At 72.2% G+C, this 12,302-nt stretch carries 13 protein-coding genes; 8 read left to right on the top strand and 5 right to left on the bottom strand.

What is annotated here, in order from left to right; translation table 11 throughout:
• Positions 1 to 2 precede the first annotated feature (2 nt).
• The 3 genes from ACIQFX_RS01505 to ACIQFX_RS01495 form a co-directional block, all read right to left on the bottom strand.
• Positions 3 to 440, bottom strand: a complete 438-nt coding sequence (locus ACIQFX_RS01505) for a hypothetical protein (RefSeq protein WP_402457614.1) — start codon at positions 438 to 440, stop codon at positions 3 to 5.
• On the bottom strand, positions 437 to 1,903 hold the full coding sequence (locus ACIQFX_RS01500; RefSeq protein ID WP_402457611.1) for an APC family permease: 1,467 nt from the start codon (positions 1,901 to 1,903) through the stop codon (positions 437 to 439). Before ACIQFX_RS01500 ends, ACIQFX_RS01505 begins: the two co-directional genes overlap by 4 nt.
• A 273-nt stretch (positions 1,904 to 2,176) precedes the next feature.
• Entirely contained in the window at positions 2,177 to 3,133 is a 957-nt protein-coding gene (locus tag ACIQFX_RS01495; RefSeq protein WP_402457608.1) for a GlxA family transcriptional regulator, read from the bottom strand.
• Between the two features lie 116 nt (positions 3,134 to 3,249).
• Here ACIQFX_RS01495 and ACIQFX_RS01490 point away from each other — a divergent pair, with 116 nt between their 5' ends.
• From ACIQFX_RS01490 to ACIQFX_RS01480, 3 genes are all read left to right on the top strand, one after another.
• A complete protein-coding gene (locus ACIQFX_RS01490; RefSeq protein ID WP_402457605.1) occupies positions 3,250 to 3,864 on the top strand; it encodes an MBL fold metallo-hydrolase in 615 nt (204 codons plus the stop codon).
• A 98-nt stretch (positions 3,865 to 3,962) separates the two neighbouring features.
• On the top strand, positions 3,963 to 4,322 hold the full coding sequence (locus ACIQFX_RS01485) for a hypothetical protein (RefSeq protein WP_402457602.1): 360 nt from the start codon (positions 3,963 to 3,965) through the stop codon (positions 4,320 to 4,322).
• A gap of 492 nt (positions 4,323 to 4,814) precedes the next feature.
• On the top strand, positions 4,815 to 6,185 hold the full coding sequence (locus tag ACIQFX_RS01480) for an FAD-binding oxidoreductase (protein WP_402457599.1): 1,371 nt from the start codon (positions 4,815 to 4,817) through the stop codon (positions 6,183 to 6,185).
• A gap of 66 nt (positions 6,186 to 6,251) precedes the next feature.
• Here the strand turns inward: ACIQFX_RS01480 and ACIQFX_RS01475 are convergent, their stop codons facing one another.
• Positions 6,252 to 6,767 carry a hypothetical protein gene (locus ACIQFX_RS01475; protein ID WP_402457596.1) on the bottom strand — a complete coding sequence of 172 codons (516 nt, stop codon included), beginning with the start codon at positions 6,765 to 6,767 and terminating at the stop codon, positions 6,252 to 6,254.
• Between the two features lie 138 nt (positions 6,768 to 6,905).
• On the opposite strand from ACIQFX_RS01475, the gene ACIQFX_RS01470 reads away from it, so the two are divergent.
• The 4 genes from ACIQFX_RS01470 to ACIQFX_RS01455 all read left to right on the top strand — a co-directional run bounded on the left by ACIQFX_RS01470 (position 6,906) and on the right by ACIQFX_RS01455 (position 10,032).
• A complete protein-coding gene (locus ACIQFX_RS01470; protein ID WP_402457593.1) occupies positions 6,906 to 7,514 on the top strand; it encodes an SMI1/KNR4 family protein in 609 nt (202 codons plus the stop codon).
• A gap of 126 nt (positions 7,515 to 7,640) precedes the next feature.
• Positions 7,641 to 8,276 (top strand): DUF998 domain-containing protein, encoded by a 636-nt coding sequence (locus ACIQFX_RS01465; protein WP_402457591.1) that lies wholly within the window; start codon positions 7,641 to 7,643, stop codon positions 8,274 to 8,276.
• A complete protein-coding gene (locus tag ACIQFX_RS01460) occupies positions 8,273 to 9,376 on the top strand; it encodes a sensor histidine kinase (protein WP_402457588.1) in 1,104 nt (367 codons plus the stop codon). The genes ACIQFX_RS01465 and ACIQFX_RS01460 overlap by 4 nt, the downstream gene beginning before the upstream one ends.
• Positions 9,373 to 10,032, top strand: a complete 660-nt coding sequence (locus ACIQFX_RS01455; protein ID WP_402457585.1) for a response regulator — start codon at positions 9,373 to 9,375, stop codon at positions 10,030 to 10,032. The genes ACIQFX_RS01460 and ACIQFX_RS01455 overlap by 4 nt, the downstream gene beginning before the upstream one ends.
• A gap of 251 nt (positions 10,033 to 10,283) precedes the next feature.
• Here the strand turns inward: ACIQFX_RS01455 and ACIQFX_RS01450 are convergent, their stop codons facing one another.
• Positions 10,284 to 10,907: a LysE/ArgO family amino acid transporter gene (locus ACIQFX_RS01450; RefSeq protein WP_402457583.1), complete on the bottom strand. Its 624-nt coding sequence runs from the start codon at positions 10,905 to 10,907 to the stop codon at positions 10,284 to 10,286.
• A gap of 69 nt (positions 10,908 to 10,976) precedes the next feature.
• Between ACIQFX_RS01450 and ACIQFX_RS01445 the strand changes: the two genes are divergently transcribed.
• On the top strand, positions 10,977 to 11,960 hold the full coding sequence (locus ACIQFX_RS01445) for a LysR family transcriptional regulator ArgP (protein ID WP_402457580.1): 984 nt from the start codon (positions 10,977 to 10,979) through the stop codon (positions 11,958 to 11,960).
• Positions 11,961 to 12,302: the final 342 nt, after the last annotated feature.

Genomic DNA, 12,302 nt, shown 5'->3' with positions numbered 1-12,302 from the left:
GCTCACCGGCGCACGGTGTCGTCGGTGTCCAGGTCCTCCACCTGCTCGTCGAAGTCGTCGACCTTGTCGGGGCAGTAGACCTGGAGCACGATCCGCTCGGCCCCGATGGCCTTGGTGTCGGAGATGACGGGCCGCATGCCGGGGCCGGCCGCGCCGTTGGCCTGCTGGATCTTCCACAGCGCCGTCGCCAGGGCCTCGCCCGGGTCCTCGCAGACCTGGCCGCCGTCGGTGCCGAGCAGCCGCTCGATGGTGTCGGTGTCGGGGGAGGGGTAGCCGGCCTTGACCAGTTCCTCCTGGAGCTGGTTGGCCTTGGAGAGCGTCTCGTTGCTCGTCTTCACGCTCTCGTAGCGGATGAGACCGGTGACGACGAGGCCGACGAGGATGACGATCGTGCCCCAGTAGATCACCTTGTGCTCCGAGGCGAAGCGGGTGGGACTCATGCCCGGTCTCCCTCGCTCTCCAGGGTGGCGCCGGCGGCGCGCCAGCTCGGCTTGCGGAACTTCAGGAAGAGCCACGGGATCAGCAGGCCCAGCACGCCCAGACCGCAGGCGATGAAGAGGACGTACCCGAGGACGCTGCCGCCGCCGAACTGGGACGGCGGAACGAAGCCGATCGCGAGCGCCGCGAGCGAGGCCAGCAGGCCCGTCGTGCACACCAGGCCCAGGGCGGGCACCCGGTAGCCGCGGGGATGGTCGGGATGCGTCTTCCGGAGCCGCATCGCGGCGGCGAACATCAGCAGGTACACGATCAGGTACACCTGCGTGGTGATCGTGGAGAAGATCCAGTAGACGCTCGACACGTTCGGGATGAGCGCGTACATCAGGGCGATGGCCGAGGTCACCACACCCTGGGTGACCAGGATGTTCTGCTGGACGCCGAACCTGTTCAGCTTCTGCAGGAACGGCGGCAGGTAGCCCTCGGCGCGCGAGATCTCCAGGAGGCCCTTCGACGGGCCGGCGAGCCAGGTCAGCATGCCCGCGAGCGAGGCGGAGATCAGCATCACGGCGGCGATCGGGGTCATCCACTGGACGTCGAAGTACGCGAAGAAGGCGTCGAAGGCCTGCATGACGCCGGCGGTGAGGCTGAGCTGGTCGGCCGGCACGACCCAGCTGATGGCCAGGGCGGGCAGGATGAAGATCAGCAGGACCAGGCCCATCGCCAGGAACATCGACTTCGGGTACTCCTTCGCCGGGTCCTTCAGCGAGGAGACGTGCACGGCGTTCATCTCCATGCCGGAGTACGACAGGAAGTTGTTGACGATCAGGACCAGGCTCGCCAGACCGGTCCACTGCGGCAGCAGGTGGTCGGCGTTCATCGGCGCGGCCGAGGCGTTGCCCTGGCCGAGGAAGACCATGCCGAGGACGACGAGGATCGTGCCCGGCACGAGCGTGCCGATGATCAGGCCCCAACTGGACAGTCCGGCAAGCGCCTTGGTGCCCCGCGAGGACACCCAGACGCCGGTCCAGTACAGGACCATGATGACGATCGCCGTGTACACGCCGTTCGAGGCGAGCGAGGGGTCGATGACGTACGCGATGGTCGACGCCACGAACGCCAGCAGGCTCGGGTAGTAGAAGATCGTCATCGCGAACTGGCACCACACCGCGAGGAAGCCCAGCGGCTTCGACAGCCCCTCGGCCACCCAGCGGTACACGCCGCCGTTCCAGCCGGAGGCGAGCTCCGCCGAGACCAGCGCGGTCGGCAGCAGGAACACGATCGCCGGCACGAGGTACAGGAACACGCACGCCAGGCCGTAGACGGCCATCGTGGGCGCGGCCCGCAGGCTCGCCACCGACGCGGTCGTCATCAGCGCCAGCGTCACCCACGTCATCGTGCTGGGAGCAGCCACCTGCGCCGCCGCCCGCGGTCTGGGCACTTCGGCCGGTGTATCGAGACTGCTCATGGGCCCTCCCTGGGGGTCGCGCGATTCCTCCTCACGCTCGGCCGACCCCTGACACCGGGCAACCGGACGGGGCCGTACGGGTGAGGGCGCGCGTCAGGTCGCGCGTGTCGGACGGCCTCGTCCGGCCGTGCGTGTGAAGGCGGCCCGTCCGAGCGCGCGTGTCAGGGCGGTCTCGTCCGGTCGCGCGTGTCAGGGCGGTTCTGTTCGGCCGTGCGTGTCGGGACGGCTCCGTCCGGCCGTGCGTGTGAGGACGACCCCGTCAGGCCGCCCGCGTCACGGCGTCCGGGTGAAGGAGCGGCGGTACGCGCGCGGGAGCACGCCACGGCGGCGCACGAACTGGGCGCGGAGCACCGCCGCGCTGCCGAAGCCCACCGCGCGGGCTATCTCCTCGACGGGGAGGTCCGTCGTCTCCAGGAGCTCCTCGGCGCGGCTGAGGCGCAGCCCGAGCAGCCAGGCGTGCGGGGTGGTGCCGGTCGAGGCGGCGAACCGGCGGGCGAAGGACCGCCGGCTCATCAGCGCCCTGCGGGCCAACTCCGCCACGGGCAGCGGCTCGTCGAGGTGCTCCCGGGCCCACGCGAGGACCTCGGTGAGCCGCTCGTCCCGGCTGTCCTCGGGGACGGGGGTGGCCAGGTACTGGGCCTGCCCGCCGTCGCGGTGGGACGGGAGCACCAGGTCCCGGGCGACGGCGTTGGCAGTGGTCGCCCCGTACTCCCGCCGCAGGAGGTGCAGGCAGAGGTCGAAACCGGCGGCGGCGCCCGCGCCGGTGACGATCCGGCCCTGGTCGACGTAGAGCGCGTCGGCTTCCACGGCGACGGCCGGGTGGCGCTCGGCGAGCAGCCCGGCGAACCGCCAGTGCGTCGTGGCGCGCCGCCCGTCGAGCAGCCCGGCCGCGGCGAGCGCGAACGCGCCGACGCAGTGGGCCGCGACCAGCGCGCCCCGCGCGTGCGCGGCGGCCAGCGCGTCGAGGACGGCGGGGGCCGGAGGTGTGCGGAAACCCGCCCAGGGCAGGGCGATCACCAGATCCGCGGCCGCCAGCCGGTCGAGACCGTGCTCGACGACCAGCGGCAGCCCGACGTCCGTACGGACCCGCCCCGGCCGGTCCGTGCACAGCGCGAAGTCGAACGGGGGCAGACCCCCGCCGCGCGCGTCGAACACCTCGGAGACGATGCCGGCCCCGAGCATGCCGACACCGGTCGGGGCGTACGCGGCGACGGTCGTGAACGGCGGCATGCGGGGAGTCTGGCACGCGGGGCGGCGGCGCCGGCGCCGGCAAGTGGCACGATTCCCGCGATCGGTGGCAGCACGGCCACTCGTGAAGGAGCGTCTTCCGCAGAAGACTTGAGGGCATGACGACGACGAAGAAGAACAGCACCGACGCCCCCCGCGGCCGCACCGCCGCCTACACGGTCCTGACCACCGGCTACACCCTCTCCACCGGCCCCGGCGTCGCCGCCACCGTGTCGTACGTCCACGACGGCGACCGGCACGTGATCGTCGACCCCGGCATGGTGGCCGGCCGCGACCGCATCCTCGGCCCGCTGGCCGCACTCGGGCTCGCCCCGGACGACATCACCGACGTGGTCCTCAGCCACCACCACCCCGACAACACCATGAACGTCGGCCTCTTCGGCCACGCCCGCGTCCACGACCACAAGGCGATCTACGAGAACGACCAGTGGACCGACCGCGACGCCGAGGGCCACGAACTCACCCCGTCGCTGCGCCTCATCCGCACCCCCGGCCACAGCGCCGAGGACATCACGCTGCTCGCCGGCACCGGGACCGGCGTCGTCGCCTTCGTCGGCGACCTCTGGTGGCGCCCCGACGGCCCCGTGGAGGACCCGGTCGCCCCGGACCACGGCGTCCTGCGCGACTCCCGGCTCCGCGTCCTCGACACCGCCGACGTCATCGTCCCCGGCCACGGGCCCGCCTTCCCGGCCGACGACACCGCACCGCGCTAGGCACCGCGAGTCAGGTGGGACTTTCCGGACAGGACCTGTGGGTGTCCTGTCCCCGGTACCTGCGCACGGGCCCACCGCGCGCTCTAGAATCGGCTTCCATGTCGAAGCCTGACGAGCTGCTCGTAGACATCGCCGCCACGGTGGAGTCCGGGCGGAGCAATCAGATGTCCCTCACCGTGGTCACGGGGGGCGCGGTCCTCACCGGGCGACTGGCCCCGGAAGCCCTGTGGAGACAGCGGGTGTCGGAAGTCCTCACGGACTCCGCCCGCCTAGGTGAGTTCTCCGCTGTCTTCAGCCCCACCGAACGCAAGGGCGAACCGCCCACCCACCTCCACTTCCACCTCGCCCGCATCCTCCAGGGCACCGTCGGCATCCCGGAGACCGGCGGCATGTACCGGGTCGCCATCGCGGACGTGAGCGCCTGGACCGTGGGAGACGTCAGCTACATCGACAACTGACCGCTCCGTCGACGACTGACCGCGGGTACCGCGACCGGGGGCCGCCCGCTGCCGGTCGGTCCCTGCCGGTCGGTCCCTGCCGGTCTGCCAGCGACGGTCTGCCAGTGCCCGTCTGCCGTGGCCGCTCACCGCCAGCCGGCGGAACCCGTACCCGGGGTGGTGGTGGGGGTGGTGGGGCCGGCGCCGTCTGCGCGGCGACCGTCATCGCGTTCACGCTCACCCGCAACCACGGCCGCCCCACCCTCGCCGACCCGTACCTCTTCGGCGCCCTGCTCGTCTGCGCCGCCGGATGCGCCGGATGCGCCGGATGCGCCGGATGCGCCGGATGCGCCGGATGCGCCGGATGCTCCGCCGCGGCCCGGCCCCAGGTCCCCGACCTGGGGCTTTCCGCACGGCCGGAGATCGAGTTGAGGCCTCGCGGCACCGGCGTAGCGTAAGGAGAGCCGAGCTCACTCACCCCGTGGCGGGGTACCGCACGAGGAGCGATTCGCTATGGGCAAGCTCTCGACCGAGCAGTTGCGCGAAGGGGTCCGAGGGACGGTCACCACCCCCGAGGACGACGCCTACGACGAGGCCCGCACCGTCCACAACGCCATGATCGACAAACGGCCGGCCGCCGTCGTCCACTGCGTCAACGCGGGCGACGTCATGGCCGCGGTCGGCTACGCGCGGGAGAACGGCCTCGACCTGGCCGTGCGCGGCGGCGCCCACAGCGTGCCCGGCTTCGGCACCTGCGACGGCGGCGTCGTGGCCGACCTCTCCGGCATGCGCGGCGTACGGGTCGATCCCGGGCGCCGGACCGCCCGCGCCGAAGGCGGCGCGACCTGGGGCGACTTCAACGCGGCGACGCACGCCTTCGGCCTGGCGACGACCGGGGGCATCATCTCGACCACGGGCGTCGGCGGCCTCACCCTCGGCGGCGGCATCGGCTACCTCGCCCGCGGGCTCGGACTGAGCTGCGACAACCTGGTCTCCGCCGACGTCGTCACCGCGGACGGTCGGTTCCTCGTCGCGAGCGAGGACGAGCACGCCGACCTCTTCTGGGCCCTCCGCGGCGGCGGAGGCAACTTCGGCGCCGTGACCTCCTTCGAGTTCCGGCTCAGCCCCGTCGACCAGATCTACGGCGGGCCGATGCTCTACGAGACGAAGGACGCCGCCACCGTGCTGCGCTCCTTCGCCGAGTACATCGCCGACGCCCCCGAGCAGCTCGGCGGCTTCCCGGCCTTCCAGCTGGCCCCGCCGCTCCCCTTCATCCCCGAGGACCGGCACGGCGACCCCTTCGTCCTCATCGTGGCCTGCTGGTCCGGCCCCCTGGACGAGGGCCCGGGCGCCCTGCGGGCCTTCCGCGACTTCGCCCCGGTGGTCGCCGAGCACGTCGGCCCCATGCCCTACCCCGCGCTCAACAGCGCCTTCGACGCCCTCGTCCCGCCCGGCCTCCAGCACTACTGGAAGGCCAACTTCGTCACCGACCTCAGCGAGGACGCGATCGCGGCCCACCTGGAGTACGGTCCCCGGCTCCCCGCCGTGAACTCGACCATGCACATCTACCCGATCAACGGCGCCTGCCACCGCGTCGCCCCCGACGCCACCGCCTTCGCCTACCGCGACGCCTCGTTCGCCACCGTCATCGCCGGCATGTGGCCCGACCCGGCCGCCAACGACGACGCCATCGCCTGGGTCCGCGACTACTACGCCGCCACCGCCCCCCACTCGGAGGAAGGCGGCTACATCAACTTCATGGCCGACGACGACCAGAGCCGCATCCGGGCCAACTACAAGGCCAACTACGACCGTCTCGTCTCCGTCAAACGCGCCTACGACCCCCACAACCTCTTCCACCTCAACCAGAACATCAAGCCCTGACCCCCCGCCGTCAGCCCGCCAGCCCGTCAGCCCGTCAGCCCGTCAGCCTTTCAGTGCTTCAGTGCTTCAGTGCTTCAGCAACAGCTTGAAGCCGACGATCAGCAGACCGAGCAGCAAGTTGACCGCGGCGGTGGCGCCCACCTCGCGCCGTGAGGCCCCGACCCGGAGGGCGGCCGCCGTGGACCAGCCGATCTGACCGGCGATCGCGACCCCGAGCGCCAGCCAGAGGGTTCCGGGCATGTCCAGACCCAGGAGTGGACTGATCGCGACCGCCACGGCGGGCGGGATCGCCGCCTTGAGGATCGGCCACTCGTCACGGCAGGCGCGCAGCACGATCCGGCGGGTCGGGGACCGCCGCTGCGTCAGCCGCTCGCCGAACAGCGTCGCGTGCACGTGCGCGATCCAGAACACCGTGCCGGTGAGCAGCAGGAGCGCGACGAGCTCCAGGCGCGGGAACTGCCCCAGGCTGCCGGCACCGACGACGACGGAGGCCGCGAGCATGGATCCGTACACGGCGCCGGTGTAGTCGGCGTGCTCGCGACGCTCCCTCCTCCGGGCTGCGACCTCCTCGGTTCGGCGCATTCCGGCCTCCAGCAGGTTTCCGACCGCCGACTCCGCGGTGCCCTCGACAGAACTCCCTCCAGCATGGAGGCCCACCGGGAAACCCGCCTGCCGCACCGGCCGACCGTCCACCCCGCGCGGGGTGTCTAACCTCGCGGCATGAAGATCGACTGGCGGGCGGAGTACCTCCGCCTCGTGGACGGCCGTCGTCACGGGTTCCGGGACCCCGAGGCCATGCGGCGGGACGGTTTTCCGCTGGAGCGGAGGCTGACCGAGACGGACCTGCGGGAGGCGGAGGAGGAGCTCGGGATCACGTTCCCGGCCGAGTACCGCGAGCACCTCCTGCGGCGGGGAAACCCCGAAAGGGGGTTCAAGCAGCTGTGGCGCGGCCCGCGGGGCTGGGGTTGGTACGGCGACACCGACACCAACTACGGCCTGCTGACCGAGCCGTTCCCGCACCCCGACTCGTACCACGCCCACGACGACGAGCTCGACGAGCGCGAGCCGCCCCGCGAGGACGCGGACGCCTGGGAGGAGTGGGACTGCGAGGGCGGGGTGCTGGAGGAGCGGAAGACCGCCGGTGCGGTGTACCTCCAGGAGGGCGGCTGCGGCTTCTCCACCCTCCTCGTCGTCACGGGCCCCCACCGCGGCGAGATGTGGTTCGACGGCCGCGCCACCTGCGACCGGATCCTCCCCCTCCACTGGGCCGGCCGACCCGTGTCCTTCGCCGAGTGGGTCGACCGGGGCATGAACCTGACCCCGTGGTGAACCGACGGAACCGGGCGGGCGCGGGCGTACACCGATCGGAGTAGTCGTGTACTCCGTCGACGCAGGCTCGAATGACGCGTCCGGGACGACGCCTCCGGAGGAGGGCCGGACCTACTGTCCGGTGCCATGAACAAGACATTCCCTCTGGCCTGCTTCGCCGCAGCCGTCCTCGCCTTCGCGGTGTCCGACGCGGTCAACACGGGGTACGACCCGTCGACCGAGACGATCAGCAGGTACGTCAACCTGCCGCACGGCTGGCTGGTGACCGTCGGCCTGCTGGCGGTCGCGGCCGGATCGGCGGCCGTGGCCGTCCGGGCCGCCGGCAGCGGGTGGGGCGGGTGGCTGCTGCGCTTCTGGGCGGGATGCGTCCTGGTCGCCGCCGTCTTTCCGGCGGACCCACCGGGCAACTGGAGCAGCCCCTCGCTCTCCGACGGCGTGCACGGAGTCGCGGCCTGGGCGGGATTCCTGGCGCTGGCGATCGCGATCGTCCGGCTGACCGCCGTACGGCGGCGCGAGTCGGCGGGGACCTCGGAAGCACGCGGGCTGACCGCGCTCGCGTGGGCGTCGGCGGTGGCGTTCGTGCTGTTCGCCGTGGCATTCGTGGACAAGGCGGCCCTCACCCACACGGCCCCGCTGGGCCTGGCCGAACGCGTCGTCATCGCCCTCAACCTGGCCTGGCTGGCACTGGCCGCCGCCTCGGCGAAGTCCCCGCCCACGGCGTCGGGCACGATGGTCCGCATGACGTCGGACATATCCCAGTGAGCCCCCGTCCGCAGAACGGGTGGTGCGTCCGGCTGGTGGACCCGGCCCTGGCGCTCCTGACCGCCGTGGGTATCGGCGCGGGCCCCGCCGCGGTGGGCGCGCCGCTGTCGTGGCACGGCACGTTCGGCCTGGGGGTGATCCTGGGCGGCCTGCTGCTGCTCCGCCGCCGCCGGCCCATGCTGGTGCTCGTCCTGTCCGCGGCCGCGCTCGTCGGCTACCGAAGCGCCGGCCTGTTCGACGGCGGCGGGGTCTGGCCCCTGTCCGTCGCCCTGTTCACCGCCGCGCTCGGCCGCCCGGGCCGGGCCTCCGCCGTCGCCGCCCTCGCCCTGGCGTGCGGCCTGGTCCCGCAAGGACTGGACGCCTCCGAAACCCTCGCCCGAGGAGGCGTCGAACTGCTCTGGCTGGCCTTGGTGACGGCCGCGGCGATCTCCTGGCGCCAGTACGGCCGTTGGCGGGCCGAACACCAGGCCCGTCTCCTGCAACTGGAACAGACCCGACTGGTCGAGCAGCGCCTGACCATCTCCCGGGAGGTCCACGACGTGGTCGCCCACACCCTGGCCGTCGTCGGCGTCCACCTGAACGTCGCCGTCGAGTCCCTGGACGATTCGCCCGAGGAGGCGCGCGCCGCCCTCCGCACCGCGATCTCCGTGCGCAACCAGGCCATGACCGACCTGAAGACCTTCGTGGGCGAACTCCGCGACGTGCCCCAGCACGGCCTGGAGTCCGTCGCCGGCCTGATCGCACAGGCCGAAGCCGCCGGGCTGGAGGTGCGCTACGACGCGGAGGGCGACCCCGACGCCCTTCCGGCGGCCCAGGCGCTCACCGCGTACCGGGTCGTCCAGGAGGCCGTGGTCAACACCCTCCGCCACTCCGACGCCGGACGCCTCACCATCCAGGTGCGGGCCCGGCCGCGCACCCTGGTCGTGACGGTCACCGACGACGGGCGCCCGGCGGCGGGCTTCACGGAGGGGCACGGCCTGACCGGGATGCGCGAGCGCGTCACGGCCCTCGGGGGAACCCTGCGCGTCGACACCGGCGCCGGCTTCGCGGTGGAGGCCGTCCTGCCGCTGACGGACCATCTGACAGGCTTGGCTCCATGACCACCCGTGTGCTGCTCGCCGACGACCAGGCTCTCGTACGGGCGGGGTTCCGCAGCCTGCTCGTCCGCGCCAAGACGCTGACCGTCGTCGGCGAGGCCGCCTCCGGCGAGGAGGCGGTACGCCAAGCCGCCCTGCTGGCACCCGACGTCGTGCTGATGGACATCAGGATGCCGGGCATGGACGGCATCGAGGCCACCCGCCGCATCCTGACGGAACTGCCGGCGACCAGAGTGATCATCCTGACCACCTTCGACACCGACGAGCACGTCTTCGAGGCGCTACGAGCAGGCGCGAGCGGCTTCCTCACCAAAGAGGTCGAACCGGCCGAACTACGCCGGGCGGTCGAAGTCGTGGCAGCGGGCGACTCCCTGCTCTCACCGGGCGTCACCCGCCGCGTCGTCGAACGCTTCGCCCACCGCCCCCGCCCCACCACCGCCCTGCACTCCCTGACCGTGCGTGAGAACGAAGTGGTCAGGCTGGTGGCAGAAGGACTCTCCAACGACGAGATCGCCGCCACCCTGGTCATCAGCCCCCTGACCGCGAAGACCCACATCTCCCGCGCCATCACCAAACTCGGCCTCCGCGACCGCGTGCAGCTGGTCATCACCGCCTACGAACACGGCCTCGTCACCCCCTCACACCCCGACGGCCGATGAACGCCGACGACGAAGCCCCAGGTCCCTGACCCGGGGCTTCGTCACGAAGAGCGGATGACGGGAACCGAACCCGCGCCACAAGCCGGGGAATCACCGCCGCTGTTGCTGCCGATATGGCCTCTGGCCGGTGGACAAGCCCCTTTGCCGGGCCTTGCGAGAGGCTCCGTCGGCACCCGTGGTGACCGCTGTTCACCGCCTCGAAGGGCACGGATGGGGCACGTGCCCAAGACGCACCTCGCGGGATCCCGGTCCTAGGCGCCGGCGACCAGCATTCCGCCCATCGCGAGCATGGTGGCCGCGACCAGCCCGTCCAGTACGCGCCATGCCTTCGGCCGGGAGAGGATGCCGCTCAGCAGCCGGGCGCCGAAGCCCAGCGTGAAGAACCAGCCCAGGCTGGCCAGGACCGCGCCCGCGCCGAAGGCCCAGCGCAGGTCGCCTCGGTCGGAGGCCAGTGAGCCGAGCAGCAGCACGGTGTCCAGATATACGTGCGGGTTCAGCAATGTCATCGCCAGGCAGGTCAGGACCGCCCGGCGGGCCGAGCCGGCCTCCGGTCCACCTGGGGTCAGGGCGGCGGCCGGATCGGGGCGCAGTACGCGTCGGGCCGCGAGAACGCCGTAGCCGAGCAGGAACGCCCCACCCAGCAGGCCCACCGCGGTCAGCGCCGCCGGCCACGCCGTGACCACGGCTCCCACCCCCGCCACGCCGAGTGCGATCAGTACCGCGTCCGACACGGCGCAGATCGCGACCACGGCGAGGACGGCGTGGCCGCGGGCGCCCTGGCGCAGGACGAACGCGTTCTGGGCGCCGATGGCCACGATGAGGGAAAGTCCGGTCCCGAATCCGGCGAGGACGGCGGCGAGGAGGCTGCTGGTCATGGCTTCGACCGTAAGGAGCAAGCTGGGATGAGTACAGCTAAAGATTCTTAAGTACCCTTAGCCGCACTTATGGACGAGCTTCCCCTGGACCAGGTCCGGACGCTGCTCGCGGTGGTCGACGAGGGCACCTTCGACGCCGCGGCCGCCGCCCTGCACGTGACCCCATCCGCCGTCAGCCAGCGCGTCAAGGCTCTGGAGCAGCGCACCGGCCGGGTCCTGCTGATGCGCACCAAACCGGTGCGCCCCACCGAATCCGGGGAGGTGGTCGTACGGTTCGCCCGCCAACTGGCGCGGCTGGAACGGGACGCCCGCACCGAACTGGGCCTGGCGGCCGAGCAGGGCCCGGTCCGCATCCCGGTCGCGGTCAACGCCGACTCCCTGGCCACCTGGTTCCTGCCCGCGCTCACCCGGGTTCCGCAGGAGCCGCCGATCTGCTTCGAGCTCCACCGGGAGGACGAGGCCCACACCACCGCCCTGCTGCGCGAGGGGCAGGTGATGGCGGCCGTCACCTCCTCACCCGACCCGGTGGCCGGCTGCACGGTGCGACGGCTCGGACTGGCCCGCTACCGAGCCGTGGCCGCCCCCGAGTTCGCTGCCCGCCATCTCCGGGGGTCTCTGCCGGAGGACCTGCCCGAGGCCCCGACCGTGGCCTTCGACCGGCGCGACGGCCTGCAGGACGCGTTCGTCCGGTCCCTCACCCAGGGACGTTCGGGCGCCGGGCGGATCCGCCACCTGGTACCCACATCCGACGGGTTCCGGGACGCGGTGGCCTTCGGCCTCGGCTGGGGCATGGTGCCCGAACCGCAGGCGGAGCCGCTCCTGCGCTCCGGCCGGCTGATGGAACTGGCTCCGACCCGGCCCATGGACGTCCCGCTGTACTGGCAGCAGTGGAAGCTGGACTCGCCCGCCCTGTCCACCGTCGCCGAGGTGGTGGCGACGGTCGCCGCCGAAACACTGATGACCGACCGGGGAAGCGACTGGCCTGGGCCCCATGACACTCATGGCGCGCGGGCTCGGAGAGGCCCGGACGGCGACGAAGGCCCTGGTCGCTGACCAGGGCCTTCGTCCACGAGCGGATGACGGGAACCGAACCCGCGCCATGAGCTCGGGAATCCCCCAGGACTTGGACGTGGGAATGCCGTCTGACCTTTGGGAACGGCCGTCATGGGGAGGCGGCCCCGATGCCTGGCCGGACCTCCTGTCGACCACTGGTCACCGGTCACCGGTCCTGCCGGCACGTTGTGGCACGCGCCTGCGCAAGGCGCCGAGGCCGTCGCGCGCCTCCTGGGCTCGGTGGTCGATGCGGCTGGACGGGTGCAGTTCGGACGTGGCCCCGGTGCCCTCGGCTCGGAGCGGCGCGTCGCCGGGTTACACAGGGGCATGCGCCTCGGCGCG

This window comes from Streptomyces sp. NPDC093089 (assembly GCF_044754405.1).
In the GTDB taxonomy this organism is placed as follows: Bacteria; Actinomycetota; Actinomycetes; order Streptomycetales; family Streptomycetaceae; genus Streptomyces.
Note: the sequence above shows the minus strand (reverse complement) of the source record. Positions and strands in the feature narration are given on the sequence as shown.